Annotated in this window: 21 protein-coding genes; 10 read left to right on the top strand and 11 right to left on the bottom strand. The window is 67.8% G+C overall.

What is annotated here, in order from left to right:
* Positions 1-47: 47 nt before the first annotated feature.
* From BAY15_RS11310 to BAY15_RS11295, 4 genes are all read right to left on the bottom strand, one after another.
* On the bottom strand, positions 48-3149 hold the full coding sequence (locus tag BAY15_RS11310; protein WP_068852571.1) for an error-prone DNA polymerase: 3102 nt from the start codon (positions 3147-3149) through the stop codon (positions 48-50).
* Entirely contained in the window at positions 3146-4561 is a 1416-nt protein-coding gene (locus BAY15_RS11305) for a Y-family DNA polymerase (RefSeq protein ID WP_068852568.1), read from the bottom strand. The genes BAY15_RS11310 and BAY15_RS11305 overlap by 4 nt, the downstream gene beginning before the upstream one ends.
* A 9-nt stretch (positions 4562-4570) precedes the next feature.
* Positions 4571-5188: a translesion DNA synthesis-associated protein ImuA gene (imuA, locus tag BAY15_RS11300; RefSeq protein ID WP_068852565.1), complete on the bottom strand. Its 618-nt coding sequence runs from the start codon at positions 5186-5188 to the stop codon at positions 4571-4573.
* 258 nt (positions 5189-5446) lie between these two features.
* Entirely contained in the window at positions 5447-6640 is a 1194-nt protein-coding gene (locus tag BAY15_RS11295) for an MFS transporter (RefSeq protein WP_068852561.1), read from the bottom strand.
* A 74-nt stretch (positions 6641-6714) separates the two neighbouring features.
* Here BAY15_RS11295 and BAY15_RS11290 point away from each other — a divergent pair, with 74 nt between their 5' ends.
* From BAY15_RS11290 to BAY15_RS11280, 3 genes are all read left to right on the top strand, one after another.
* A complete protein-coding gene (locus tag BAY15_RS11290; protein WP_068852558.1) occupies positions 6715-7161 on the top strand; it encodes a winged helix-turn-helix transcriptional regulator in 447 nt (148 codons plus the stop codon).
* A gap of 245 nt (positions 7162-7406) precedes the next feature.
* Positions 7407-10223 (top strand): beta-glucosidase family protein, encoded by a 2817-nt coding sequence (locus BAY15_RS11285; RefSeq protein ID WP_167693300.1) that lies wholly within the window; start codon positions 7407-7409, stop codon positions 10221-10223.
* A 561-nt stretch (positions 10224-10784) separates the two neighbouring features.
* Positions 10785-12680, top strand: coding sequence for a CocE/NonD family hydrolase (locus BAY15_RS11280; RefSeq protein ID WP_068852555.1), 1896 nt, complete (start codon positions 10785-10787; stop codon positions 12678-12680).
* A gap of 12 nt (positions 12681-12692) precedes the next feature.
* Here BAY15_RS11280 and BAY15_RS11275 read toward each other — a convergent pair whose 3' ends face one another.
* Positions 12693-13787: an alkene reductase gene (locus BAY15_RS11275; RefSeq protein ID WP_068852552.1), complete on the bottom strand. Its 1095-nt coding sequence runs from the start codon at positions 13785-13787 to the stop codon at positions 12693-12695.
* Between the two features lie 161 nt (positions 13788-13948).
* On the opposite strand from BAY15_RS11275, the gene BAY15_RS11270 reads away from it, so the two are divergent.
* From BAY15_RS11270 to lldD, 4 genes are all read left to right on the top strand, one after another.
* On the top strand, positions 13949-14707 hold the full coding sequence (locus BAY15_RS11270) for an SDR family NAD(P)-dependent oxidoreductase (protein WP_068852549.1): 759 nt from the start codon (positions 13949-13951) through the stop codon (positions 14705-14707).
* Positions 14708-14820: 113 nt separating this feature from the next.
* Complete coding sequence (locus BAY15_RS11265; RefSeq protein ID WP_068852546.1) at positions 14821-15279, top strand: MgtC/SapB family protein; 459 nt, start codon at positions 14821-14823, stop codon at positions 15277-15279.
* Complete coding sequence (locus BAY15_RS11260) at positions 15276-15713, top strand: VOC family protein (RefSeq protein WP_068852544.1); 438 nt, start codon at positions 15276-15278, stop codon at positions 15711-15713. The genes BAY15_RS11265 and BAY15_RS11260 overlap by 4 nt, the downstream gene beginning before the upstream one ends.
* Before the next feature lie 74 nt (positions 15714-15787).
* Positions 15788-16930 (top strand): FMN-dependent L-lactate dehydrogenase LldD, encoded by a 1143-nt coding sequence (lldD, locus tag BAY15_RS11255; protein WP_068852541.1) that lies wholly within the window; start codon positions 15788-15790, stop codon positions 16928-16930.
* A gap of 444 nt (positions 16931-17374) precedes the next feature.
* Here lldD and BAY15_RS11250 read toward each other — a convergent pair whose 3' ends face one another.
* The gene (locus BAY15_RS11250) at positions 17375-17680 is read right to left on the bottom strand and encodes a hypothetical protein (RefSeq protein WP_068852538.1); all 306 of its coding nucleotides are present in this window, start codon (positions 17678-17680) and stop codon (positions 17375-17377) included.
* Positions 17681-17781: 101 nt separating this feature from the next.
* Between BAY15_RS11250 and BAY15_RS11245 the strand changes: the two genes are divergently transcribed.
* Positions 17782-18276, top strand: a complete 495-nt coding sequence (locus BAY15_RS11245) for a DUF1543 domain-containing protein (protein ID WP_068854683.1) — start codon at positions 17782-17784, stop codon at positions 18274-18276.
* On the opposite strand, the gene BAY15_RS11240 is transcribed toward BAY15_RS11245, so the two are convergent.
* Positions 18258-18950, bottom strand: coding sequence for a M949_RS01915 family surface polysaccharide biosynthesis protein (locus tag BAY15_RS11240; RefSeq protein ID WP_068852535.1), 693 nt, complete (start codon positions 18948-18950; stop codon positions 18258-18260). The two genes, BAY15_RS11245 and BAY15_RS11240, sit on opposite strands and share 19 nt — an antisense overlap.
* Positions 18951-19188: 238 nt before the next feature.
* Between BAY15_RS11240 and BAY15_RS11235 the strand changes: the two genes are divergently transcribed.
* Positions 19189-19953 carry a SapC family protein gene (locus tag BAY15_RS11235; RefSeq protein WP_068854682.1) on the top strand — a complete coding sequence of 255 codons (765 nt, stop codon included), beginning with the start codon at positions 19189-19191 and terminating at the stop codon, positions 19951-19953.
* Positions 19954-20019: 66 nt separating this feature from the next.
* Here BAY15_RS11235 and BAY15_RS11230 read toward each other — a convergent pair whose 3' ends face one another.
* The gene (locus BAY15_RS11230) at positions 20020-21378 is read right to left on the bottom strand and encodes a CpaF family protein (protein ID WP_068852533.1); all 1359 of its coding nucleotides are present in this window, start codon (positions 21376-21378) and stop codon (positions 20020-20022) included.
* A complete protein-coding gene (locus tag BAY15_RS11225) occupies positions 21363-22628 on the bottom strand; it encodes an AAA family ATPase (RefSeq protein WP_237334250.1) in 1266 nt (421 codons plus the stop codon). The genes BAY15_RS11230 and BAY15_RS11225 overlap by 16 nt, the downstream gene beginning before the upstream one ends.
* Before the next feature lie 304 nt (positions 22629-22932).
* Here BAY15_RS11225 and BAY15_RS11220 point away from each other — a divergent pair, with 304 nt between their 5' ends.
* A complete protein-coding gene (locus BAY15_RS11220) occupies positions 22933-23916 on the top strand; it encodes a helix-turn-helix domain-containing protein (RefSeq protein WP_068854681.1) in 984 nt (327 codons plus the stop codon).
* Between the two features lie 276 nt (positions 23917-24192).
* Here BAY15_RS11220 and BAY15_RS11215 read toward each other — a convergent pair whose 3' ends face one another.
* Positions 24193-24588, bottom strand: coding sequence for an OsmC family protein (locus BAY15_RS11215; RefSeq protein WP_068852528.1), 396 nt, complete (start codon positions 24586-24588; stop codon positions 24193-24195).
* Positions 24589-24690: 102 nt separating this feature from the next.
* Complete coding sequence (locus BAY15_RS11210) at positions 24691-25551, bottom strand: acid phosphatase (RefSeq protein WP_083214164.1); 861 nt, start codon at positions 25549-25551, stop codon at positions 24691-24693.
* Between the last annotated feature and the right edge of the window lie 15 nt (positions 25552-25566).

Below are 25566 nucleotides of genomic sequence, written 5' to 3'. Positions count from 1 at the left end.
GTCGGAAAAGTCTGTATCTATCGTCAGCGTGAAACCGGTCACAGCAATCAATGGAAGTCGCGGCTGTGGGTACGCACCCCCTCGATCAGCGCATCGAGGTTGTGCATGCGCTGCACGATCAGGTGCTGCACGCCATCCACCCGCTCCAGCCGGCCATCGATCTGCATCAGCTGCGCCTCCACCAGCACCCGGTGCTGGCGGTCGGCGGTCCTGCGCCAGACCACTGCGTTGACCATGCCGCTTTCGTCTTCCAGGGTGAGGAAGGTCACCCCGCTGGCGGTCTGCGGGCGCTGGCGCATGCGTACCAGGCCGGCGAAACGCACGCTGCGCCCGTGCGGCAGCTGCGCCAGTTCATCGGATCGCTGGCAACGCCGTGCGCGCAGCTCGTCGCGCAGGAACGACACCATGTGCTGGCCCAGGGTGGTGCCGGTGCTGTTGTAATCGGCCTGCATGTCCTCGAACGCACTCGGCGCCGGCAAGGCCACGGCCGCGTCGGCGGTGGCGCGGACGTTCTCGAACAGCGGCAACGGCTTTTCCACCCCCGAGACATCCCAGCGCGCGCGGTGGCGGTGCCCGCTCAGCCCCTTCAGCGCGCCGGCGTCGGCCAGCAGCCCCTGGTGGCGGCGGTCCAGCCGGGCCCGCTGGCTGAGGTCGGCCACGCTGTCGAAGGCATGGCGCGTACGTGCCTGCATCACTTCCTCGGCCACCGCTTCGCTGAAGCCATCGATCATGCGCAGGCCGAGCCGGATGCCGGGCAGGGCATCGGCCTGCGTGGCCGGCACCAGCGTGCAGTTCCAGTCGCTGTGGCGCACGTCCACCGGCAGCACCGGCACGCCATGCCGGCGCGCATCCTGCAGGATCTGGTCGGGGGTGTAGAAGCCCAGCGGCTGGCTGTTGACCAGGCTGGCGGCAAACGCGGCGGGGTGGTGGCACTTGAGCCAGCAGCTGACGTAGGTGATCAGCGCGAAGCTGGCCGCGTGGCTTTCCGGGAAGCCATAGCTGCCGAAGCCCTTGATCTGCTCGAACAGGCGCTCGCCGTAGTCGCGGCTGTAGTTGTTCTTTGCCATGCCGGCCAGCAGCTTGTCGCGGTGCGGTTCCAACCCGCCGTGGCGCTTCCAGGCGGCCATCGAACGGCGCAGCGCATCGGCCTCGCCCGGGGTGAAGCCGGCGGCGGCCACTGCCAGCTGCATCACCTGTTCCTGGAACAGCGGCACGCCCAGGGTGCGCTTGAACACTTTCTCCAGTGCCGGCGGGTAGTCGACTTCTTCGATCCCTTCTTCCTTGAGCCGCTTGCGGCGGTTGAGGTAGGGATGGACCATGTCGCCCTGGATCGGGCCGGGCCGCACGATCGCCACTTCGATCACCAGGTCGTAGAAGCAGCGCGGCTGCATGCGCGGCAGCATCGCCATCTGCGCGCGCGATTCGATCTGGAACACGCCCAGCGTGTCGGCGCGGCAGATCATGTCGTAGGTGGCGGTGTCGCCGGCCGGGATGTCGGCCATGCCCATCGCCGGGGCGCCATGCGCGTGCAGCATGGCCAGGCATTTGCGCACGGCGGTGAGCATGCCCAGCGCCAGGCAGTCGACCTTCATCAGCCCGGTGGCATCCAGGTCGTCCTTGTCCCACTGGATCACGGTGCGGTCGGCCATGGCCGCGTTCTCCACCGGCACCAGGGTGGACAGCGGGTGCTCGGAAATCACGAAGCCGCCCGGGTGCTGGGACAGGTGGCGTGGGAAGTCCACCAGTTCGGCGGTGAGCGCCACCACCCGCTGCATCAACGGCGTGTCCGGGTCGAAGCCGCGTTCGCGCAGGGCCTCGGGCAGTGGCTCGTGGCTGCTCCAGCGGTCCAGGCAGGCGGCCAGTTCGTTGACCTGGTCCGGCGGCAGGCCGAGCACGCGGGCCACGTCGCGCACCGCGCTGCGGCCACGGTAGCTGATCGCCACGGCGGTGAGCGCGGCACGTTCGCGGCCGTAGCGGTTGAACACATACTGCAGCACTTCCTCGCGCCGTTCGTGTTCGAAATCGATGTCGATGTCCGGCGGTTCGTCGCGTTCTTCGGAAATGAAGCGCTCGAACAGCAGTTCCATGTGGCTGGGGTCGATCTCGGTCACGCCCAGCACGAAGCACACCGACGAATTGGCCGCCGAGCCACGGCCCTGGCACAGGATCTGCTGGCTGCGGGCGAAGCGCACGATGTCGTGCACGGTGAGGAAGTACGACTCGTACTGCTTGAGGTGAATCAGCCGCAGCTCGTGTTCGATCTGCCGGCGCTGCGCCTCGCTGGCGCCGCCGGGCCAGCGCCAGCGCATGCCCTCTTCGACCAGGGTGCGCAGCCAGCTGGCCGGGTCGTGGCCGTCGGGCACCAGTTCGCGCGGGTAGGTGTACTGCAGCTGCGCCAGGTCGAACCGACAACGCTCGGCCACGCGCAGGGTTTCCTCCAGCAGCTCGGGCGGGTACAGCGCGGCCAGCGCCTGGCGGGTGCGCAGGTGGCGTTCGCCATTGGGAAACAGGTGCCAGCCGGCATCGGCGATGGTGCAGTGCTGGCGGATCGCGGTGAGCGTGTCCTGCAGCGCACGGCGGCGCCGCACGTGCATGTGCACATCGCCGCTGGCCAGCAGCGGCAGGTCGTGGGCGTAGCCGAATTCCAGCAGCGCTTCCAGCCGCGCCACGTCGTCGGCGTCGCGGTGCAGTTCCACCGCCAGCCACACGCGGTGCGCGAAGCGCGCATGCAGCCAGGCCGCATCTTCGGCAGTGGGCGAACGCGCCGGCCACAGGCACAGCAGGCTGTCGGGCAGGGCATCGAAGTCCTCGCGCAGGCAGCGGTATTCGCCCTTTGGCGCACGCCGGCGGCAGGTGGTGATCAGCTGGCACAGCCCGGCATAGGCGGCCTGGTCGGTGCACAGCAGCACCACCTTGGGCCCGTCCTCGATCTGGAATTCCGCGCCGGTGATCAGCGCCAGCGCGTGCTTCTTCGCCGCCTGCCAGGCGCGCACGATGCCGGCCAGCGAACATTCGTCGGTGATCGCCAGGGCCTGGTAGCCCTGTTCCTTCGCACGCGCGAACAGCTCCTCGGCAATGGAGGCGCCGCGCTGGAAACTGAAGGCCGACAGGCAATGCAGTTCGGCGTAGCCAGGCAGGGCGGTGCTCATGCGAACCAGCCGTGCAGCATGAACGGCCCATGCCGCGCGCCGGCGGCGGTGTAGGCCCAGGCGCGCTGGCCCAGCACGGTTTCCACCACGTAGTAATCGCGGCGCACATCGCCTTCGTCCCACCAGCCCGATTCAATCCGCTCCGGCCCGGAGAGAATGCGCAGGTCCGGGTCGTACAGTGGCTGCGGCGTGGCCAGCAGCCAGCCCGGGCGCAGCGGCAGGGTGGGTGGCGGGCCCTTGATGGCCTGTGCGGCGGTGCCGCTGGCGCGTTCGGGGCGGTGTTCGGCGCGCAGCCCCACGCCCTGCACGGCATCGTCGCCCAGCCGCGCGCGCAGGCGTTCGCGCAGCTGTTCCCACGGCATGGCCTGCTGCGGGCGCGGGTCGAACAGGTCGCGCGCGGCCGGCACGAACGGCGGCAGGTGTTCGGCCTGCAGGCGCAGCCCACGGCTGCCGGCGGGCAGGCGCAGGTGGTCGACGCGGTTGCGCGCCAGTTCGAACAGCATCGCCGCATCGCGTTCGGGGGCGAGCAACCCTACGGTGAGCCGGGTGTCGGGGTGGCGCTCGTGTTCGAACCACAGGTCGAACTGCTGCGCGCCGCCATCGCGCGAACACAGGAAAGCGGCCAGGTCGGCGGTAAGGCGACGCAACGGGAACAGCAGGGCCTGGGTGGATTCGATTTCATACTCGAACTCGATCCGCGCATCGAACCGGTCCGGCGGCCGGAAGTACTGCAGCGGCGCACTGCCGATACCGCGCAGCGCATCCAGGTGGGCCAGCACCTGGGCCGGGAAACGCCGGGCCAGGCTTTCGCGGGGCAGCGCGAAGGCAGCGCCCAGCGTGCGCAGGCCGGAGCGCGCCAGTACCGTGACGGCCTCGGCCGGCAGGCCGCTGCGGTCGATCGGGATCTGCGCCAGTGCAGGTTCCAGCGCGGCCGCATCCACGCCCAAGCGGGCATGCACGCGGGTGAGTACCCAGGCGGCGTGCGGGTTGGGTGCCGCTACCAGCCGATGGCGGAAGCCGAGTTCCTTCAAGCCCTCGCGCAGGCGCTGTTCGATCGCCGGCCAGTCACCGAACAGGGCACGGCTGGCGCCGATTTCCAGCGCCAGCGCATGCGGGAAGGCCAGGCTCACCTGCGAGCTGATGCCGTACAGCCAGCTGGCCAGCAGCTGGCGGGTGTCCTGTTCGGCGCGCGGGTCGTAGTCCACCGTGAGCATGTCGCGGGTCAGCACCTGCGCGGCCGACAGCAGCATGCCGCGGCGCAGGCCGAGCTGGCGCGCCGCCGGGCTGACCGCATGCAGCACCCGCCGCTGGGCCGGGCCGCTGACCAGCACCAGCGGCGCGCGCGGATCGGGCTGCTGGCGCAGGGCCGCGTCCAGCGCCAATTGAGGCAGCAACAGGCAGGCCCACTGCATGGCGGCGCCTCAATGGGCCAGGGCCAGCGGCAGCGGCTGCGCCGGTGCCATGCCGCCGCGGCATTTGAGTACCCGCACCTGGCCGGCATCGAGCTGCAGGCGCAACGGGGCGGGGGAGGGGTTGCGGGCCAGCCGGCTGTCCCGGAAGGCAAAGCCCAGGCACTGGCCGGTTTCGGCGGCCACCTGCAGCCGGCGCAGGGCGCGGTCGTCGGCATGCCCGGGCCAGCACAGCACCGCCGCACACGCGGCCGAGCGCAGGCATTGTTCGGCCGCCCACAGCGCTTCGCGCGGGCTGGCATGCACTACCTGCAACTGGCCCAGGGCCAGCCCGGCGCCGGCCCAGGCTGGCGCATGCGGCAGGTGCGGCGGGGCGACCAGCACTACGGTCTGCTGCAGCTGGCTGAGCCGGGCCAGGGTCGGCCAGACCAGCGCCAGCTCCCCCTGGCCGGGCGCGGCCAGCAGCACCTCGGACAGGGCCGAGGGCGGCCAGCCGCCGCCGGGCAGCCGGCTGTCCAGCGCCGGGTGCCCGGTCGGGTGGGCAGCGGCTTCCCGCGCCGTCCCGCGCGGCTGCCCGCGCCAGACCTGGCGGCTTTCCAGCAGCTGTTCCAAGGCCACCACCGCGCCCATCAGCGCACCTCCCTGGCAGGCTGGAACAAGGGCAAATGGGCGGGAAACCTGAACATGGAGGCGAGGATAGGCAGGGCAGGTGTCAAGGGTTGAGACCGACATGCTACTTGTTATTAGCAAAATTGCTAATGAATTTGCCCGCCCTGTCGGTGACCCCGTAACAATTCGTAGCCCCGGCCGTTGGCCGGACACCGCGCGCAGCGCGGCCCAAGCGTCCGAAGCCCAATTCACATCAGCCCACCGCACATTTCCCGACGTTTACCCCCGCCGAAGCCGCCCGTCAGACGTCCAAGACCCCCGCAAAAAAATCCCCAACGCCAACAGCGACACCCCAGCCCCCACCCAACACACCGCCCCCCACCCATGCGCCGCATACACCGCGCTTCCCAGCAACGCGCCCAAGCCACTCCCGGCCGCATAGAACAGCATGTACCCCGCAATCACCTGCGCCTGGGCCTGCGCCGGTGCCGCCGCCAGGATCAGGCTCTGGTTGGTCACATGCAGGGCCTGCACGGCCAGATCCAGCAGCAATACGCCCAGCACCAGCCAGCCCAGCGAGGTGTGCAGTGCCGACAGCGGCCACCAGCCCAGCAGCAACAGCAGCAGGGCCCCCCGCGTCACCCGGTCGGCATGCCCACGGTCGCTCCAGTGCCCGCTGCGTGCGGCGGCCAGTGCGCCGAGCAGGCCCACCAGTGCGAACGCACCGATCGCGGTGTGCCCAAGCCGGAACGGCGGCGCGCTCAACGGCAGCGCCATGCTGCTCCAGAACAGCCCGAACCCGGTGAACATCAACAACCCCAGCAGCCCACGCCGGCGCAGCACCGGTTGCTGGCGCAGCAGGGCCAGCAGTGACAACCGCGGCGAGGCGATCGGCACCGCAAGACGCGGCAGATACCGCCACAGCAGCAGCCCGGTGAGTCCCATCACGCCCGCCGAGAGCAGGTACACCGTGCGCCAGCCGCCCAGGTCGGCGACCACGCCCGCCACCAGCCGCGCCAGCAGCAGCCCGATCACCACCCCGGCCTGCGCCGCACCGACCACGCGGCCCCGCTCATGCGCCGGCGCGGCGGCGGCCGCGTAGGCAATCAGCCCCTGGGTCATCGCGGTGCCCAGCAGGCCGACCGCGAACATGGCCAGCAGCAGGCCCATGGCCGTACCGGCGCCAGCAACCCAGAGCAGCGCCAGCATCAGCGCGGCGGTCTGCAGCGCCATCAGCCGCCGTCGCTCGACCCGGTCGCCCAGCGGCACCAGCCATAGCAGGGCAGCCACCGATCCGACCTGGGTCGCGGCGATCACCGCGCCGATCCAGGACACGCCGATGTGCAGGTCGGCCGACAGGGCATCCAGCAACGGCTGGGCGTAGTAGACGTTGGCCACGCTGAGCCCACCGGCGCAGGCGAACAGCAGGAGCAGGGAAGGGGCGATGCGCGGGAGTGGGGCGGTGGCGGACATAACTGGTATCAAAATAGAACCAGTTGAGTCTGTGCCATTTGGTTCTAAAATGAAACCACTCAAGGAGGCTCGCCATGCACCACGATCTCAACCGCACCTGCCCGGTTGCCCGCGCGCTGGACCGGATCGGCGACCGCTGGTCGCTGCTGATCGTGCGTGACGCCTTCGACGGCGTCCGCCGCTTCAGCGATTTCCAGCGCGGCCTGGGCATGTCGCGCAGCATGCTCAGCCAGCGCCTCCAGGCCCTGCAGGACGCCGGTGTGCTGACCCAGCAGGCCGCCGCCGATGGCAGCCGTTACCACGACTACGTGCTCACCGCCCAAGGCCAGGCGCTGTTCCCGCTGGTGGTGGCGCTGCGCCAATGGGGCGAGGGCCATCTGTTCGATCCGTCTGAACCGCGTTCGCACCTGCAGGTGATCGGCACCGGACAAGCGGTGGCACCGCTGATGCCGCGCGACGCCGAGGGCAGGGCGCTGACGGCGGCGGAGACCGAAGTGATCAAGCCGAATTCACTGCCGTGAACCTGAACACGCTGTTGACACGAATGAACAGGGTGAACGACTCTTGAGCGGATGGGTGCTGGTGACGGCACCCGACGGATGCGGTGGCTGTGGCGACAGGCGGAGGGGCCTGATCGTGGCTGGCGTGCCCGTGTACTTCGATCCCGAGCGCAGTTGCGTGCCGGGATCCCGCCATGACGGCGCTGCACCCTTCTGCGGCAAGACTCCCTGGATTTACTGCGTCAGCAAAGGTGTTTCGCCCGCTTATGAAAACGATTACAAAGCCCTTGGCCCTGACGGCCGCCATCGCCCTGTCGCTGTCTGCCCCTGCCTTTGCCGCACCGGCGGTGGGTGGCGACGCCTTCACCGTGCTGCGCCTGGACCAGGCACCGACGTACCTGGATGCCAAGCTGGTGGCCGAACAGCTGCAGGCGCTGGACGTGGATGCGCTGACCATCGGCAACGTGATCCGTCCGGCCGACAGCATGGGAAGCGCGCAGGCACCGGACCCGCTGGCAGCATTGGCCGACGACCTGGGCTACACCTATCGCTTCGTCAGTGCCGACCCGGCTGCAGCCGAACAGCGCGGCAGCATCGTGCTCTCACGCCTGCCAGTGGAAGCCGAATCGGGCGTGGAAGCGCCGGGCCTGAACTACCTGCGCCTCAACGACGGCCGCCACGTGGTGGCGCTGTACACGCGCGCTGCCGAGGCCGATGGCACGGCGGTCAAAACGCTGGTGGACAGCTCGCGCCTGGGTGCGCCGGCGCTGCTGCTGGGTACCGATGCGGACATCGCCACCGCCGCAGGTTTCGCCGCCATCGGCAAGGGTGCCGGGTACAGTGCCGGCTTCGATGCCGCCACGACCAAGCCGGTCAAGCTGCGCCTGGATGCCGATGCGAGCATCGCCGGCCAGCTGCTGACGCTGGGCTACAACGCCCCCGTGGGCGGCGACACGCCGTGGATGGACACCGGCCTGGGCGCGGATGCGCGTGCCAGGCTGCTGGTGGCGCGGATGACCGTGGACGAGAAGTTCCAGATGCTGCACAGCTACTTCGGGCTGGGCAAGGATGGCGGGCCGCTGCCGGAAGGCGCGGTCGGTTCGGCCGGGTTCGTGCCGGGCGTGCCGCGCCTGGGCATTCCGTCCCAGCAGTCGGCCGATGCCGGCGTGGGCGTGACCAACCCGGGCGGGATCCGCAAGGGCGACCATGCCACGGCGATGCCCTCGGGCCCGTCCACTGCCTCGAGCTGGAACCCGCAGATCGCCTTCACCGGCGGTGCCACCATGGGCCGCGAAGCGTGGCAGCAGCGCTTCAACATCCTGCTGGCCGGCAGCGTCAACCTGCAGCGCGACCCGCGCAATGGCCGCAATTTCGAATACGCCGGCGAAGACCCGGTGCTGGCCGGTCGCCTGGTGGGTGAGTCGATCCGCGGTGTGCAGAGCCAGCACGTGATCTCGACGATGAAGCATTTCGCGCTCAACGACATGGAAACCTCGCGCAACTTCCACAGTGCCGAAATCGGCGAACAGGCGATGCGCGAGTCGGACCTGCTGGCCTTTGAAATCGCCCTGGACGAGGGCAAGCCCGGTTCGGTGATGTGTTCCTACAACCGCATCAACGGCACCTACGGCTGCGAGCACGATTACCTGATGAACCAGGTGCTCAAGCAGGAATGGAAGTTCCCGGGTTTCGTGATGTCCGACTGGGGCGGTGTGCACAGCGGTTCGAAGGCGGCGCTGGCTGGCCTGGACCAGCAGTCGGCGGGCGAGGTGTTCGACAAGGCGGTGTATTTCGATGCGCCGCTGCGGCTGGCCGTGGCCGGTGGCACGGTGCCGCAGGCGCGGTTGGACGACATGGTGGCGCGGATCCTGCGCACGATGTTCGCGCACGGCAATTTCGACCTGCCGCCGCAGCATGTGCCGATCGACGATGAAGCGGGCTTTGCGGCCGCGCAGCGCACCGTGGAAGAGGGCAGCGTACTGCTGCGCAACGCCGGCGACGTGCTGCCGCTGGGCAAGGAGGTGCAGCGCATCGTGATCATCGGCGGGCATGCCGACAAGGGCGTGATCGGGGGCGGTGGTTCGTCGATGGTGGGCTGGACCGCGCGGGGCACCAATGCGGTGCCGGGCGTGCTGCCGACCACCTGGCCGGGCCCGGTGATCTTCCACCCGTCCTCGCCGCTGGAGGCGCTGCGCGCAGAGCGCCCGGATGCAACCATCGAGTACGTGGACGGCCGTGACGTGGCGGCTGCCGCGCGCGCTGCCGCCGCAGCCGACGTGGCGATCGTGTTCGCGACGCAGTGGTCGGCCGAGTCGGTGGATCTGCCGCACATGAAGCTGCCGGACAACCAGGACACGCTGATTGCCGGGGTGGCCAAGGCCAACCCGAAGACGGTGGTGGTGCTGGAAACCAACGGTCCGGTCGAGCTGCCGTGGCTGCAGCAGGTGCCGGCGATCCTGCAGGCGTGGTACCCGGGCATCCGCGGCGGTGAGGCCATTGCGGCGCTGCTGACCGGCAAGGTGAATCCCTCGGGCCGGCTGCCGGTGACGTGGCCGGTGGACGCGTCGCAGCTGCCTCGCCCGCACGTGAACGGGCTGGGCTTCAATCCGAAGCAGAAGCCGGACGACACCATCGATTACAACATCGAAGGTGCCAACGTCGGCTACAAGTGGTTCGCGGCCAAGGGCCTCACGCCGCAGTTCGCATTCGGCCACGGGCTCTCGTACACGCAGTTCCAGTACGACAACCTGACCTACACGGCGATGGGCCAGCGCCTGGTGGCGACGGTGGACGTGCGCAACACCGGCAAGGTGGCCGGTGCGGACGTGGCGCAGCTGTACCTGAAGATGCCGGAAGGCAGCACCACGCCGATCCGCCTGATCGGGTTCCAGAAGGTCACGCTGCAGCCGGGCGAATCGCGCCGGATCCGCATCGAGGCCGAACCGAAGGCGATGGCCAGTTTCGATACGCGCGACAAGCAGTGGAAGATTGCGGAAGGCCGCTACGAGCTGCAGCTTTCGCGTTCGGCCAATGAGCCGCTGCAGACCTCGCCGATGGTGTTGAGTGGTGGTGTGGTGAAGTAAGTTCGGCGTGGTGCGTGGGCGCGTTTTGCGCTCACGCATTTCGGCGAACGGCAGCGTTTTGATTGCTGCGCGCTGAGGCGGGCGGGTACCCCCATCCGGGACCCGCCGTGAACCCATCCATGGGGGCTTGTCAAAAACATCCATGTTTTAGACAGTCCCGGATGGGGGTACCCGCCCACCTCAAGACGGATTCCGGTGCTCGGTAGCTGAAAGCAAAAGCAGTAGCAAGTGCCGACCAACGGTCGGTACCTACCGCTGTTCCCTTGGCCACCGGCTCACTGTCAACGGGTCGGCGGGCATGGGGGTACGGGGGCTTTGCGAAACATGGATGTTTCGCAAGAGCCCCCATGGATGGGTTTACGGCGCCCCCCGTACCCCCATGCCCGCCGGCCCAAGCCAGGGACGCCCGCAGACCAAGGCTCTGGCTTCAAGGCTTTGGCTTCAAGGCTTCAAGGCTTTGCTCCAGAAGGCCGTTCGCGGCCAACCATCGGCACATATCGGCAGGGGAAGAACGGCGCTAGGCTGCGGAGGTTGGTCGCCATCACCTTCCCGGAGAGAGCCATGCGTGTTCGTGTCGTGCCTGTCGTGCTGTTGAGCCTGATGATTGCCGCCAGCGTGTCGGCGCAGACCGCGCCGATGACGCCGGACATTCCGGCCAAGGGATTCGTCACCCCTACTGCGGGGTATGACTACGACAAGCGCGAAGTGATGATTCCGATGCGCGACGGGACCAAGCTGTATACGGTCATCGTCGTGCCCAAGGGCGCGCGCAATGCACCGATGCTGTTGACCCGTACGCCCTACGACGCCGCCAACCGCGCCAAACGCATCGATTCGCCGCACATGCGCGACATCCTCCCGCAGGGCGACGAAGTGTTCGTCGATGCCGGCTATATCCGCGTGTTCCAGGATATCCGCGGCAAGTACGGTTCTGAAGGCGATTACGTGATGACCCGGCCGCTGCGTGGCCCGCTCAATGCCACCAAGGTCGACCATGCCACCGACGCCTGGGACACCATCGACTGGCTGGTCAAGCACGTGCCCGAAAGCAACGGCAAGGTCGGCATGCTGGGCTCCTCGTATGAAGGCTTCACCGTGGTGATGGCGCTGACCAACCCGCACCCCGCGCTGAAGGTCGCCGCGCCGCAGAGCCCGATGATCGATGGCTGGATGGGCGATGACTGGCTCAACTACGGCGCCTTCCGCCAGGTCAACTTCGGCTACTTCACCGGCCAGCTGGCCAAGCGCGGCAAAGGCCCGTCCATTCCCAGCACCGGCTACGACGATTACACCACCTTCCTGCGTGCCGGCTCGGCCGGTGACTATGCCAAGGCCAATGGCCTGGAACAGCTGGCGTGGTGGCACAAGCTGGTGGAACACCCTGCCTACGATGCCTTCTGGCAGGAACAGGCGCTGGATGCGCGCATGGCCAAGACCGAATTGAAAGTCCCCACCATGTGGCTGCAGGGCCTGTGGGACCAGGAAGACATGTGGGGCGCGGTGCACAGCTATGCCGCGATGGAGCCGCGTGACACCGGCAATACGCTCAACTATCTGGTCATGGGCCCGTGGCGGCACAGCCAGGTCAACTATGACGGCAGCAGCCTGGGCGCGCTGAAGTTCAACGGCGATACCGCATTGCAGTTCCGCCGTGACGTGCTCAAGCCGTTCTTCGACCAGTACCTGGTCGATGGCGCGGCCAAGGCCGATACGCCCCCGGTGCTGATCTACAACACCGGCGAAAACCACTGGGACAAGCTGCAGCAGTGGCCGCGTACCGCTGCCCAGACCAGACCGCTGTACCTGCGCGCCGGCGGCAAGCTCTCGTTCGAAGCGCCGCAGGCGGGGGAGGCCACGTACGAAGCCTATGTTTCCGACCCGGCCAAGCCGGTCCCGTTCGCGCCGCGTCCGGTGCGCTTCGCCGACCGCGACATGTGGACCAGCTGGCTGGTCAAGGACCAGCGCTTCGTCGATGGCCGCACCGACGTGCTGACCTTCGTCAGCGAGCCGCTCACCGAACCGCTGCGGATCGGCGGCGCGCCGCAGGTGAACCTGCAGGCGGCCACCAGCGGCAGCGACAGTGACTGGGTGGTGAAGCTGATCGACGTGTATCCGGACCAGGTGCCGTCGACGCCGGAGATGGGCGGCTATGAGCTGGGCGTGTCGATGGCGATCTTCCGGGGCCGCTACCGCGAAAGCTTCAGCGAACCCAAGGCGATCGCCTCCAACCAGGTGCTCGATTACAGGTTCGGCCTGCCCACCGCCAACCACGTGTTCCAGCCGGGCCACCGGGTGATGGTGCAGGTGCAGTCCAGCCTGTTCCCGCTGTACGACCGCAACCCGCAGACCTTCGTACCCAACATCTACCTGGCCAAGCCCGGCGATTACCAGAAGGCGACCCAGCAGGTGTGGCATGCACCGGGCAACGCGTCGTTCATTGCGTTGCCGGTGTACTGATGCCGAGGGCGATTACCCGGATACGCTCGGGTAATCGGTATAGCCCTTGGCGCCACCGCCATACAGCGTGTCCGGATCAAGGTCGGACAATGCCACGCCCAGGCGCAGGCGTTCGACCAGGTCCGGGTTGGCGATGAAGGCGCGCCCGAACGCGATCATGTCCGCATAGCCGGACGCGATGGCCTGCTCGGCACTGTCCTTGTCGTAGCCGTTGTTGGCGATCCACGGGCCCTTGAACTTCGCGCGCAGCGCCGCGTAATCGAACGCGATGTTGTCGCGCGGGCCACCGGTGGCGCCTTCGATCACATGCACGAAGGCCAAGCCGCCAATGGCATCCAGGCGCTCGACCGCACGTTCGAACAACGGCTGCGGCTGCGAATCCCGCGCATCGTTGGCCGGGGTCACCGGCGACAGGCGCACGCCGGTACGCTCTGCGCCGATTTCCGAAGCGATCGCGCGCACCACTTCGTCGAGCAGGCGGGTGCGGTTTTCGATGCTGCCGCCGTATTCGTCGGTGCGCAGGTTGCTGCCATCACGCAGGAATTGATCGATCAGGTAGCCGTTGGCGGCATGTACTTCCACGCCGTCGAAACCGGCGGTGATCGCATTGCGCGCGGCCTGGCGGAAGTCCTGGATCAGCGCGGGAATCTCGTCCAGGCGCAGCGCACGCGGCTCGGAGACATCCTCGAAGCCCTTTGCGGTGAAGGTCTTGCCATTGGCGCGCAGCGCGCTGGGTGCCACCGGCACTTCGCCGTCCGGAAGCAGGCTGGTGTGCGAGATTCGGCCCACGTGCCAGAGCTGCAGCACGATGCGGCCGCCACGCGCATGCACCGCATCGGTCACCTTGCGCCAGGCATCAATCTGGGCCTGGCTGTAGATGCCGGGCGTGTCCAGGTAGCCCTGGCCGAGCGGGCTGATCTGGGTGGCTTCGGCAATGATCAGGCCGGCGCTGGCGCGCTGTTCGTAGTACTGGATGGCCAGCGGGTTGGGCACGCGACCTTCGATGGCGCGGTTGCGCGTCAACGGGGCCATCGCGATGCGGTTACCGACCTCGATCGCGCCGAGCCGGGTGGGGGTGAACAACGTACCGTCAGGGGACTGTGTCATGTGCGATGCCTTGGGGAAGGGAAGTCGTGCAGGGGATACGACACCCAGCATAGGCCCGGGTGCGTTGCAGCGATGGGAAGCATTGTTGCGGGGCGCTGCGTGCACGTTGTGTAACGCATCCGGGGCGTAGGGTAGCGAGGTACCCAAGCAGAGGCAGTGCAATGATCGATTACCAACTCAAGGGCAAGGTTGCCATCGTCACCGGTGGCGTTTCCGGTATCGGCCTGGCCGTGGCCGAGCTGCTGGCCGACTCCGGCGCGGCGGTCGCGGTGTGGGACCTGAAGGACGACGCGGTGCAGAAGACCGCCGAGGCCATCCGTGGTCGTGGCGTCAATGCCATCGGCATCGCCCTGGACGTCACCGATGAAGCGGCGGTGGATGCGGCCGTACAGCGCACGGTGCAGGAACTGGGCGGGCTGGATATCGCGGTCAACAACGCGGGCATCGGTGGCCCGTCGGCGACCAGCGGCGAGTACCCGGTGGACGGCTGGAAGCGCGTCATCGACGTGAACCTCAACAGCGTATTCCTGTGCCAGCGCGCGCAGATCCAGGCGCTGCGCAAGGGCGGCAAGGGCGGCAGCATCATCAACATGGCCTCGATCCTGGGCCAGGTCGGGTTCGCCAATTCGGCCGCCTACGTCGCCGCCAAGCACGGCGTGGTGGGGCTGACCCAGACCGCTGCCTGGGAACACGCAGGCGATAACATCCGGGTCAACGCGGTGGGCCCGGGCTTCATTGCCACGCCCCTGCTGGACAAGATGGATCCGACCGTACGTAAGGCGCTGGAAGCCAAGCACGCGCTGAACCGGCTGGGAAAGGCGGAAGAAGTGGCAGCGCTGGTGGCCTGGCTGGCCAGTGCCGACGCGTCGTTCGCTACCGGTACGTATTACGCCATCGATGGCGGTTACCTGGCCCAGTAAACACCGTGGGGCAGGGGCGGGCCTGCCCGCTCCTGCACGCCATGCTCACGCCGGATTTCACGGCACTCCCACGACGCTCACGCAAGGCTTGAGGCATTGCCGAGGAGAGCTGGATGGGACTGGAACAGGATCTGTCGATTCTGCTGCGCATCGCCGCAGCAATGTTGTTTGGTGGCGTGCTCGGCCTGGAGCGGGAGTTGGGCAAGCATGCGGCCGGGCTGCGCACGCACATGCTGATTGCCGGCGCGGCCGCGCTGATCGTCGGCCTGGGCGACAGCATCGCCGAGCATTTCCAGCAGGAGCGCTACCGCGACCTGCTGCAGGTGGATCCGGTACGCCTGATCGAGGCGGTAGTGGCGTGCGTTGGCTTCGTGGCGGCGGGCACCATCCTGCGTGGCAACCGCGATGATGAAGTCAGCGGTTTGACCACGGCCAGTTCGCTGATCATGGCCGCGGCCATCGGCATCGCGGTGGGGATCGGGGAATATGTGATTGCGATCGGGGTCAGCGTGATGTGCGTGATCGTGCTGACGGTGTTCCGTCGATTGGCAAAAAAGCTGGAGTCACCATGAGCAGCGAACGTCCGTTCGAGATCAAACGCCTTGATCACCTGGTGCTGCGGGTACAGGATCTGCAACGTGCCGTGGCCTTCTACCGCGATGTATTGGGCTGCACGGTAGCGCGCGAGCGCCCGACGCTGGGCATGGTGCACCTGCATGCAGGATCCTCGATGATCGACCTGGTGAGCGTAGAAGGTGCACTGGGCAGCCGTGGTGGTCCGGCGGCCGGCGCGCAGGGACGCAATCTCGAGCACCTGTGCCTGCGCATCGAGCCGTTCGACGAGACGGCGCTGCGCGAGCACCTGACGATGCACGGGGTGGCGGTGGATGGGCAGGTCAGCAGCAACCTGGGTGCCGAAGGCGACGGGTTGTCACTTTACCTGCGCGACCCCGATGGCAACGGGGTGGAGCTCAAGGGGCCGGCCAGTCCGTGCGGCTGCGGTTAGGCAGGCAATCCGCTGTGGGGGCGTAGATCTTTGGTCTAATGGGCGGATCGTGAACGCACCGCCATGGTTGGACCATGATCATTTCCGCTTCCACCGATTACCGTGCCGCCGCGCAACGCCGGCTGCCGCCGTTCCTGTTCCATTACATCGACGGCGGCGCCTACGCCGAGCACACGCTGCGCCGCAACGTCGAGGACCTGGCCGGCATCGCGCTGCGCCAGCGGATCCTGCGCAACGTGGCCGACCTGAGCCTGGATGCGGAGCTGCTGGGTGAGCGCATGGCGATGCCGGTGGCGCTGGGGCCGGTGGGGCTGACCGGGATGTTTGCGCGACGGGGCGAGGTGCAGGCGGCGAGGGCGGCGGCGAGTCGCGGCATTCCGTTCACGCTGTCGACGGTGTCGGTGTGCGCGATCGAGGAGGTAGCGCCGGCCATCGGTCGCCCGATGTGGTTCCAGCTGTATGTGCTGAAGGACCGCGGTTTCATGCGCAATGCGCTGGAACGGGCCAAGGCGGCAGGGGTCACCACGCTGGTATTCACGGTGGACATGCCCACGCCCGGCGCGCGCTACCGCGATGCGCATTCGGGGATGAGCGGCCCCAACGCGCCGTTGCGGCGCATGCTGCAGGCCGTGACCCACCCGCGCTGGGCGTGGGACGTTGGGTTGCGTGGGCGCCCGCATGACCTGGGCAACATCTCCACCTATCGCGGCAATCCCACCGGGCTGGGCGATTACATCGGCTGGCTGGGCAGCAATTTCGATCCTTCCATTTCGTGGAAGGACCTGGAATGGATACGCGAGTTCTGGACGGGGCCGATGGTGATCAAGGGCATCCTGGATCCCGAAGACGCGCGCGATGCGGTGCGTTTCGGCGCCGATGGCATCGTGGTATCCAACCATGGCGGCCGCCAGCTGGACGGAGCGCTGTCGACGGCGCGCGCGCTTCCGGCCATCGCCAGTGCGGTCAAGGGCGAGGTGGAGATCCTGGTCGATTCAGGCATCCGCAGCGGGCTGGACGTAGTACGCATGCTGGCGCTGGGTGCGGACGGCGTACTGCTGGGCCGCGCGTTCGTGTATGCGCTGGCGGCTCACGGCGAGGCCGGCGTGGCCAACCTGCTGGATCTGATCGCAAAGGAAATGCGCGTGGCGATGACGCTGACCGGTGCGCGGAACATTCGCGAGATCAGTGAGGATTCGCTGGTGGGTTTGTCGCGCTGAAAGCGGTAAAGCGGTAAAGCGGTAAAGCGGTAAAGCCTTGGTCTGCGAGTTTGCCTGGCTTGGGCCGGCGGGCATGGGGGTACGGGGGGCGCCGTAAACCCATCCATGGGGGCTCTTGCGAAACATCCATGTTTCGCAAAGCCCCCGTACCCCCATGCCCGCCGACCCTTTGACAGTAAGTCGGTGGCCAGGGTAAAGCGACAGCGTAGCGGCTGTCGTTGCCGTTGCCTTGCGTTTGATTTCCATGGGCAACCAGCCAACTGTCAATGGCTGGCGGGGGTGGGTTTGCGGGACCGTAGAGCGCCATGGATGGCGCGAACGAGCTTACATGGATGTACTTGCAGCGTGTCCCGCAAACCCACACCCGCCGGCCAAGCCGAGGACGTTCGCAGACCAGGGCTTTTGATCTTGCTCTTGCTCTGCGCCGTACGCGCTAAACCAACATCACTCGCAGCGGACTGCAGTGATGATGTTGTCCTTGTCGAGGTAGACGCGCAGGCGGTCGGAGCGATGGTCGCGGGTGGCGACGGTGGAGCCGGGGCCGATGGGGATGATCAGGCCGGCGCCGCTCTGCTTGAAGACAGTGCGCATGGTCGCTTCGTCGGCATTCTTGCCGATGGCCCAGGTCAGCCCTTCGGCGTGGCATTCGCCGCTGCCGGTGATTTCCGGCCCGGGCGCGGTGGCGCAGGCGGACAGGGACAGGGTGGCCAGGGCCACCAGCGGAAGCACGTTGCGCGAACGGGTCGTCATGGGTCGCTCCTGCGGTTGCCAGCCCCGACCATACCACCGCCGTGGTGGCCCCGGGGTGGGCGCCGCTACACTGGTGGCCGGAGTCGACGAAGGAGCCGGTGGTGCTGCACGTGTTCATGCTGGGGGGGCGTCATGCCCGCGCGCGGATCGAAGTCCATGACGTGGCCTTCGCCAACGTTGAACGCATCGAGGATGCGTATCCGCAGCTGCGCCGGGACTGGTTTGGCGAGGCCAAGGGGCTGCATGTCGATGGCTGGCTGGCCGTCGATGGGGTCGAGGACTATCGGGTAGCGTTTGTCGACGCCGCCCCGGCGGCGGACGAGCCGCGGCTGTTCTTCGTCAATCTGGGTGGCTATGTGCCCGGCGCACTGGGCGAGGCGCATGATTACCTGCTGCTGGTCGCGCCCGATCTGGCGGCGGCCCGGCGCAAGGCCAAGGCGCTGCAGGATGCGCGCTGGGACAAGCCGCATACCGACGCGTTGCTGGAGGTGGATGACTGCATCGCCATCGACCAGGTGGGTGGCCGCCATGTACAGCTGGTGCGCGCTGCGCATGCGGGCATCGAACAGGTCAGCGATTACATCGTGATCGGCTGAGCGCGCAGCGTCGACCACAGCGCCTCCAGGTGCTGCACGAACGCTGCCGGCGCGGTCGCCAGGTTCGCGCTGCCGTGGTGTTCGCCGCCGAAGGGCTCCTCCCCGGGCAGCGACACCCGCGTTTCACCTTCGATTCCGTAGCCGGTGCCGCCGTCTATCAGGCTGATGTGCAGCTGGTGCGGGTCGATGCCGCCCCCACAGAACGTGTGGCTGGCCAACGTGATCTCCGCCTGGCCATCGCCATCCAGGTCGGTCACGCCCACGTGCTCCAGGAACCAGCCCGCTTCCAGGTCCAGTCCGGCGCAGGGCTGGCGGATCTGACGCTGCCATTGCTTGCTCCAGGCCCCGCGCGGGTCCAACCGGGCATGCAGCTGCGCGGTCAGCACCGCGACCTCGAGCACGTCGCCGCTGTCGGCATCCTCATGGGTTTCGTCACTTCGCTCCAGCACCAGCAGGCCTTCCCCGTGGCGGTCGCGGAAATGCACACGCCGAAGCACGTTGTCGCCCCCCGGTAGCGGCGCGGCAGTGGCCACCGGTTCGGGAAGGAGGGTCAGTTCGTGCACCGCCGCAGCCGGCCCCTGCTCGGCACAGCCAGCCAGTGCCAGGCAGGCGGCCCCTATCAGCGCAGGGTTGAGCAGGCGGAACAGGTGGGGCGGGCAGGCGGGATCGTGCATGGGGGGGGCGTCGCGTAGCTGCCGTGATCATTACCCATCCCCTGCCGGCATGACCACGCACCGCGTCGCGACCGGCTCGTTTCGAGGGCCCGGATTGACCCCTCGGGCCCGTGTTGCTGCAGTGCAGCGAATTCACCGGGCGGTAGCCGGCTGCAAAACAGCCACGCTATAGTGCTCGATCAATGCGGTGCCCGCTTTCGTGCCCGGGCTGTATGGCGCGTCGTACCTGACCAAATTCATGACTGCTGAAACGACTACTCCGCCGGCCGCTCCGGCCCAGGCTTCCGGTCCGCTGTTCTACCGCCAGCCGCTGCCGCTGCAATCGGACAAGCACGCCAACTGGCGCCTGCGTCCGGGTTCGCTGGCGTTTGCCGCCGAGACCAACGCCATTCCGGCGGTGATCGGCGAATTCGGCATGGCCGCCCAGCATTTCCCCATCCTGTTCACCGGCCAGGATGCCTCGCCGATCGTGGCCGTGGGCCTGGCCCGCCGCAACCTGTTCGTGACCGACGGCAAGTGGGCCGATGACACCTACGCCCCGGCCTACCTGCGCCGCTATCCGTTCGTGTTCGTGCAGGCCGAGGACGATAATTTCCTGCTGGCGCTGGATGCCGATTCGGAACAGGTCAACCAGGGCGTCAGCGACGAAGGCGAGCCGCTGTTCGTTGATGGCAAGGCGACCGAACTGGTCGACAATGCCATGAAGTTCTGCGCTGATTTCACCCGCGAATACGAGCAGACCCGCCAGTTCAGTGCCGCGCTGAAGGAACAGGACCTGCTGGTCGAGCGCAGCATCGACGTGACCCTGCCCAGCGGTGAGAAGATGTCGGTGAACGGCTTCCACGTGGTGGACGTCGAGAAGTTCGCCAAGCTGCCCGACGCCATCGTCCTCGCCTGGCATCGCAACGGCTGGCTGGCCTCGATCCACCACCACCTGAGCTCGCTGGCGCGCTTCAACGCGTTGGTGCAGCGCCAGAGCGCGCAGGTCGCTGCCGCGGCCTGATCACGCAATGGCGTGTGAGGACAGAAAACGGCGGCCGCAGGGCCGCCGTTTCTGTCTGTCCCGGCATCAGGAACGGCTGCCCCGTGCCTGGCGCAGCTGCCGTCGGAACGCCTCAAGCTTGCTGGAGCGGGGTTGGAGGTCGATCCCGACCCAGCGGTCCTGCTCGCGGCCATCGGCATCGATCTGCAGTTCGTGATGGAACAGTTCGCGGGTGCCGATGGCGCTGTCGCTGATGCCGGTCACCTCGCTGATCGACGCCACCACGCGGCGACCGCTGCCCAGCCGCTGGACATGCACCACGAAATCAACCGCACTGGCGACCTGACGACGCACGTTGTCTTCGCTGCCCTGGAAGCCCGCGAGTCCTGCCAGGATCTCCAGCCGTTGCAGGCAGTCGCGCGCGGAGCTGGCGCGCACAGTGGCCATGGAGCCATCGTGCCCGGTCGCCATCGCCTGCAGCATCTCGATGACCTCGGCGCCGCGCAGTTCACCCACCAGGATCCGGTCGGGGCGCATGCCCAGGCTGCTGCGCATCAGCTCGCGGATGCCGACCGCGCCCTGGCCGTCCGTGCCCGCTGCGCGGCTTTCCAGGCGCACGACATGGGGGTGCTTGAGGGTCAGTTCGGCAACCTCCTCGACGGTGGCGATGCGTTCGTCGGCCGGAATGCATCCGGCCATGGCGTTGAGCAGCGCGGTTTTCCCCGAATCGGCGGTGCCGCAGACGAGGATGTTGCAGCGGCCCAAAACCATGGCGTTCAACAGCGCATGCACGGCAGGATCGAACGTGCCCATGCGCAGCAGCTCGTCACAGGTGAACGGGGTCCTGCGGAACTTGCGGATGGAGACCACCGGGCCATCCAGCGCCAGCGGCGGGATGATCGCGTTGAGATGGCCACCAGCGGGCAGGCGCACGGCCACGATCGGGCACTCTTCGTCCAGCCGGCGCCCCAGCGGGGCCAGGATGCGGCGCAGGATCCGCAGCAGGTGGTCATCATCGGTGAAACGCTGGTTGATCGGCACCAGCTGTCCGGCCTGGGAGACATGGATATCCCGGTAGCCGTTGATGAGGATGGCATCGATGGCGGGGTCGCGCAGCAGGTCATCCAAGGGGCCGAAGCCGGTCAGTTCCTTGACCAGCGCGGCTGCCACGATTTCCATTTCGGCGGCATTGACCGGGATGCGCCATTCCTGCACAAACCGGTCGGTCTGGGTGGTTACGTAGCGGGCTACCGTGACCGGCGACCAGGCGTCGATGTCGACCTGGCCATCCTCGATGCTGTTGAGCAGGTGCTCATGGGCAGCGGCCAGCACCCGCAGAAAGTCCTCGGACTGCGCGAACGGCACCCGTGGGTCCGCTGCCGGATCCGCGGGCACGGAATCCGCATGCGCAGCGACCGGGCCGAGCGGGACTACTTTCTTTTCCATTGACGGCTGTCCAGGAAGCGCATGAGGGTTTCCAGCGGGGTGTGCGGCCGCGCAGGCGGCGCGGCAGGGCACAGGCGCGCCAGCAAGGGCGCGAGCGCGCGCAGGTAGGGCGCGCGGGGGGCATCGTGCAACAGCAGGTGCCCATGGTTGGCGCTGGTACGCAAGCGTTCGCAGCAGGGCAGGGTAGCCAGCAGCGGCAGGCCGAACCGGTCAGCGATCTGGGCCGGGCCCAGTCCGCCGCCCTGGTGGTGGCGGTTGATGACCAACTGCAGGCGCGCGTCGCGGCTGCCGATGGCGTCCAGGTGCTTCAACACCTGGTCGAGTGAGACCAGGGTGCCGATCGCCGGGTCGGCGACGAGCCAGATTTCGTCGGCACCGTTGAGGAGGGAGCGGGGAACCTGGCGGACCGGAACACCACCCAGGTCGCACAGCACCGTGCGGAACACGCCGCGCAGGCGCTGCATCAGTACGGCTGGATCGGCAAGGGTACCGCCATCTCCGCTTGCCGGCTGTCCCAGCAGGTGAAGTCCGCCTTCGTGCCGGGTCACCACCGTGCGGACCAGGTTGGCGTCGATGCGATTGGCATGGCGAAGCGCATCGTCGTAGTGGAACTGGCTGTCCACGTTGAGGTACAGCGCGGCATCGCCGGCCGGATGGCCGAGATCGACCAGCAGGGTGCACGTGGCGTCGTCCTCTCCGGCGCGGGGCACGGCGAGCTGTTGCGCCATCACCCCCAGATGGGTGGCCAGCGTGCTGGTGCCGACCCCGGCGCGTACGCCCAGCAGCAGGATCAGCCGGGCCTTCGCGGCGCCCGGCGCAGGCAGGTCGGGAACATCGGCAGGCAGGGCGGCGGCGCGGCGCAGCACGGCGTCGATCTCGGCGGTGCTCGCTTCCAGGTCGAGAATGTCGCGCAGGCCCGCCCGTACTGCCGCGACAATGCCATCTTCCTCCTTCGACGAGGTCGACCCGACCGCGACCAGCGGCAGGTCGGGATGACTGCGCTGGAGCCGCCTGGCCAGCTCGCTGGAGGCCTGGGCGGCCCCGCGCAGATAATCCAGCAGCACCACGCAGGGGCCGCTGCGACGATGAACGTCGAGCGCACCCGGCGGCGCGGCACTGTCCTGCCAGTGCACGCGCATCCCGACCGGGAGCCGGGCTTCGAGCAGGGCGGCCAGGTGGCTGGCCGGGGCGTAGAGGACGAGGGTCATCGGTGGCGGCCTGGGGTGCAGCAGCTGGAGGGGAGCGGCCATGGGAAGCGTCCTTGCGCGCGGGGCACGTCGGACGATGTTCCGCCACCGCTGGCCCCGGCGGATGCACAAAATCGGCAGGGTCTTACACGCCACCCCCGTGATGGCCCCATGGACATCAAGTGAATGGAGGATATTGACGCCGTGTAAACACCTTCACGCAGAAACTCCGCGAAAACACACCGATATTCTGTCCGGTAGAACCAGCGACGCATTCCGAGGGGGGAATGCACAGCAAACCAGGAAGGGGCCTGCACGGTGGATGGCGACCATCGTGGAGTCCACGCCAAACGGGGAAACCGCTGTCATGGCCGATGGTGAAGTGCAGGAGATTCACGGTACCGCGTTACGCCAGCATGACCTGGCGTCATTAAGCGGTGTGCTTCGGGTCTGCGAACTGGAAATGGTGCTGCTGGACGACAACGGGCCGCGCGCATCGATCCAGTCGCAGGTGCATGATGAATCGCTGTTCTGCACGGTCACCTGCGGTTTCCACTTCCGCGGACGCTTCGTGTTGCCGCCGGAATGGTGCCTGCTCGGTTTCATCCACGAGACCGACCCATCGCGAAGCTGGTGCCACGGCGTGAGCCTGGACGCGGGTACGGCATTGACGGTGTTTCCCGAAGGCGCCAGTGAATTCGCGTTCAGTGCCGGCAGCCGTTTCAGCTTCCTGCTTACGCCCATGCAGCGGGTGCAGCGCAAACTCACCGAACTCAGCCTGCGTTCGAACCTGCCTTTCGGGCAGGCACTGTCGCTGTTCGATGCGGGCGCCAGCGGTTGCGGGCTTGCCGGGCGCTACGCGCAGCTTCCCGCATGGCTTGGCGGCGCGGATCCGGCCCTGCCTGCTGACGCTGCTGCGCTGCTGCTGCACGAGCACGTGCAGGCGTTGCTCGCGGCCCAGGGCCAGAGCCGGGCGGCCAATTCCCGTGCGCGCCACGCGCACTATCTGATCTCACAGCGCGCCGAATCCTTCATGCGGCAGAATCTGCGGCGCAACATCTACATGCACGAAATCTGCGCCGCAGCGGGCGTGAGCGAGCGTGCCCTGCGCTATGCCTTCGAGGACCTGTTCGGCACCTCGCCCAACCGGTACCTGTCGATGCTGCGGCTGTGCGCCGCATGCCGCGGCCTGTCGATGGCCGACGCCACCCGCAAGTCGGTCAAGGCGGTGGCGCTCAGCTGTGGCCTGTGGGATCTGTCGCGGTTCGCCGACAACTATCGGCGCGTGTTCGGTGAGCTGCCCCGGGACACCCTGATGCGTGCGCCTGCCTCGGCGGGCATCCCGGCCTGAAGGCACGTTTCCGGCAACGTGCCGGAATTGCGCATCCACATGCCGCATTCCTCCCTCATCTTGCCGGAACGCACGTTCGTGCTGCCGGATCGAAGCGTCTGCGCATCCACCCCGGCGTTCTAATGACCACGAAGCGCCAACGCGTGGACAGGGCCCTGGAGGTCCAGGAGCACGCGACCGGCACGCTTTGTCCTGGCTCGCTGTCAACCGCGGGATGTCTCCCCCGTCATCGCTCAGGGGGCAGCGAGCCAGGCCATTTCTCGCCTGCGATCCGTCTCAGCCGGCAGCCCGCTCGCTGGTGATCACCGCACCTTCGCGCATCACCAGGGTCACCGGCGTCCGTTCCACGACGTCCAGCAACCGTTGCCACTGCGCGTCATCAAGCGCACCGCTGGCATGCAGCACCCGGTGGACCAGCAGGCGGTTGTCGGCGTCGCGGGAGGAGGACAGTTCGGCGCGGAACTCGCCGAGGTCCCAGCCCTTCTTCTCCGCATACATGCGCAGGGTGATGGCCGTGCAGGCCGACAGCGCCGCCAGGTACAGCTCGAACGGCGCCATGCCCGCGCCCTGTCCGCCCAGCGTGGCCGGCTCATCGGCCACCACGTGGTGTGCACCGGCCTGGATCTGGTGCCGGTAGTTGGGGCCGTCGGAAACAATCCTGACCTGTGCCATGGCGCACGCTCTGCAACGGGAATATGGAGCGTCGAGCATGCCATGCTGGCTTGCTGCGCGCAGCCTGCCAGCAGCGGGACAGTTTGTTGCCTACGCGGGTGGTTACTCCACGCCGGGAATCTTCACCTTCAATGCCGTCGCCTCGGCCTCGCAGTCCTGGGCCACCACGCCGCTGCCGCGCAGGCTGTCGATCTCGGCACGGGCTGCCCTCATATCCGCGTTGAAGGTTTCATTGGCGTGCAGCACCGCGACGGCGCCAGCGCCGACCGCACGCCCCTGCAGCACATCGCTTTGCCAGTGCGCGTTGCAGATCAGCCGGTTCTCGCCGAATGCTCGGCCGCGGGCGAGCACGGCATCGGCCTGGGCCGGGCTAAGCTCGCTCAGCAGCAGTGCCCAGGCCCAGCCGATCGAGGTATGCCCGGAAGGATAGGAGCCGTCGGTGCGCAGCGAGGCTTCGTCGGCCGGGAAGCAGGTCTTCTCTTTGTAGAACACGAATGGCCGTGTGCGCTTGTAATGGTCCTTGGCCGCGTACGTGGCCAGGCCCGCATCGACGAGGCTGCGTTGCAGCAGCAGGTAAAGGCGCGGCGTATCCTGCTGGCTGATCGGCACCCCCAGCGCGCAGGAAAACGTGCTGGCCACCTGCGGGAAGCGCAGGTCGGCATCGCGACTGGCCAGTGCGTAGCGCGGACTGGATTTCAACTTCTGCGATGCCCGGCTGGTCGCCTGGTCACGGGCAAACCCGGGCGAGCCCTTGGCGGGAGGCGGCGGCAGCAACACCAGGCTGTCGGGCAGCGCACGTCCCAGGTAGCCGGCGGGCACGCCCGGGCGCAGCTCCGGAACGGGTGCAGGCTGCGGCGGCAGTGCGGAGGGGATCAGTGCCGGTGCCGGGCTGGTCAGTGGACCGGTGGCGCACCCGGCCAACAGCACGAAGGACAGCCAGGGCGCCTTGCGAAGAGCGGGCATGGGAGTCTCCATCCG

The sequence above is a fragment of the Stenotrophomonas rhizophila genome (genome assembly GCF_001704155.1).
GTDB classification, from domain to species: domain Bacteria; phylum Pseudomonadota; class Gammaproteobacteria; order Xanthomonadales; family Xanthomonadaceae; genus Stenotrophomonas; species Stenotrophomonas rhizophila_A.
The sequence above is the reverse complement of the archived record's forward strand: the minus strand, read 5'-3'. Positions and strand labels throughout refer to the sequence as shown.

What these genes read in the sequence shown, in the direction of transcription:
- BAY15_RS11220 (WP_068854681.1), top strand. Translation starts at nt 22,933, where the DNA reads ATGGCCGATGGTGAAGTGCAGGAGATTCACGGTACCGCGTTACGCCAG.
- BAY15_RS11240 (WP_068852535.1), bottom strand. Translation starts at nt 18,950, where the DNA reads ATGCACGATCCCGCCTGCCCGCCCCACCTGTTCCGCCTGCTCAACCCT.
- BAY15_RS11295 (WP_068852561.1), bottom strand. Translation starts at nt 6,640, where the DNA reads ATGTCCGCCACCGCCCCACTCCCGCGCATCGCCCCTTCCCTGCTCCTG.
- BAY15_RS11235 (WP_068854682.1), top strand. Translation starts at nt 19,189, where the DNA reads ATGACTGCTGAAACGACTACTCCGCCGGCCGCTCCGGCCCAGGCTTCC.
- BAY15_RS11215 (WP_068852528.1), bottom strand. Translation starts at nt 24,588, where the DNA reads ATGGCACAGGTCAGGATTGTTTCCGACGGCCCCAACTACCGGCACCAG.
- BAY15_RS11260 (WP_068852544.1), top strand. Translation starts at nt 15,276, where the DNA reads ATGAGCAGCGAACGTCCGTTCGAGATCAAACGCCTTGATCACCTGGTG.
- BAY15_RS11310 (WP_068852571.1), bottom strand. Translation starts at nt 3,149, where the DNA reads ATGAGCACCGCCCTGCCTGGCTACGCCGAACTGCATTGCCTGTCGGCC.
- lldD (WP_068852541.1), top strand. Translation starts at nt 15,788, where the DNA reads ATGATCATTTCCGCTTCCACCGATTACCGTGCCGCCGCGCAACGCCGG.
- BAY15_RS11270 (WP_068852549.1), top strand. Translation starts at nt 13,949, where the DNA reads ATGATCGATTACCAACTCAAGGGCAAGGTTGCCATCGTCACCGGTGGC.
- BAY15_RS11230 (WP_068852533.1), bottom strand. Translation starts at nt 21,378, where the DNA reads ATGGAAAAGAAAGTAGTCCCGCTCGGCCCGGTCGCTGCGCATGCGGAT.
- BAY15_RS11250 (WP_068852538.1), bottom strand. Translation starts at nt 17,680, where the DNA reads ATGACGACCCGTTCGCGCAACGTGCTTCCGCTGGTGGCCCTGGCCACC.
- BAY15_RS11290 (WP_068852558.1), top strand. Translation starts at nt 6,715, where the DNA reads ATGCACCACGATCTCAACCGCACCTGCCCGGTTGCCCGCGCGCTGGAC.
- BAY15_RS11225 (WP_237334250.1), bottom strand. Translation starts at nt 22,628, where the DNA reads ATGGCCGCTCCCCTCCAGCTGCTGCACCCCAGGCCGCCACCGATGACC.
- imuA (WP_068852565.1), bottom strand. Translation starts at nt 5,188, where the DNA reads ATGGGCGCGGTGGTGGCCTTGGAACAGCTGCTGGAAAGCCGCCAGGTC.
- BAY15_RS11265 (WP_068852546.1), top strand. Translation starts at nt 14,821, where the DNA reads ATGGGACTGGAACAGGATCTGTCGATTCTGCTGCGCATCGCCGCAGCA.
- BAY15_RS11275 (WP_068852552.1), bottom strand. Translation starts at nt 13,787, where the DNA reads ATGACACAGTCCCCTGACGGTACGTTGTTCACCCCCACCCGGCTCGGC.
- BAY15_RS11280 (WP_068852555.1), top strand. Translation starts at nt 10,785, where the DNA reads ATGCGTGTTCGTGTCGTGCCTGTCGTGCTGTTGAGCCTGATGATTGCC.
- BAY15_RS11210 (WP_083214164.1), bottom strand. Translation starts at nt 25,551, where the DNA reads ATGCCCGCTCTTCGCAAGGCGCCCTGGCTGTCCTTCGTGCTGTTGGCC.
- BAY15_RS11285 (WP_167693300.1), top strand. Translation starts at nt 7,407, where the DNA reads ATGAAAACGATTACAAAGCCCTTGGCCCTGACGGCCGCCATCGCCCTG.
- BAY15_RS11305 (WP_068852568.1), bottom strand. Translation starts at nt 4,561, where the DNA reads ATGCAGTGGGCCTGCCTGTTGCTGCCTCAATTGGCGCTGGACGCGGCC.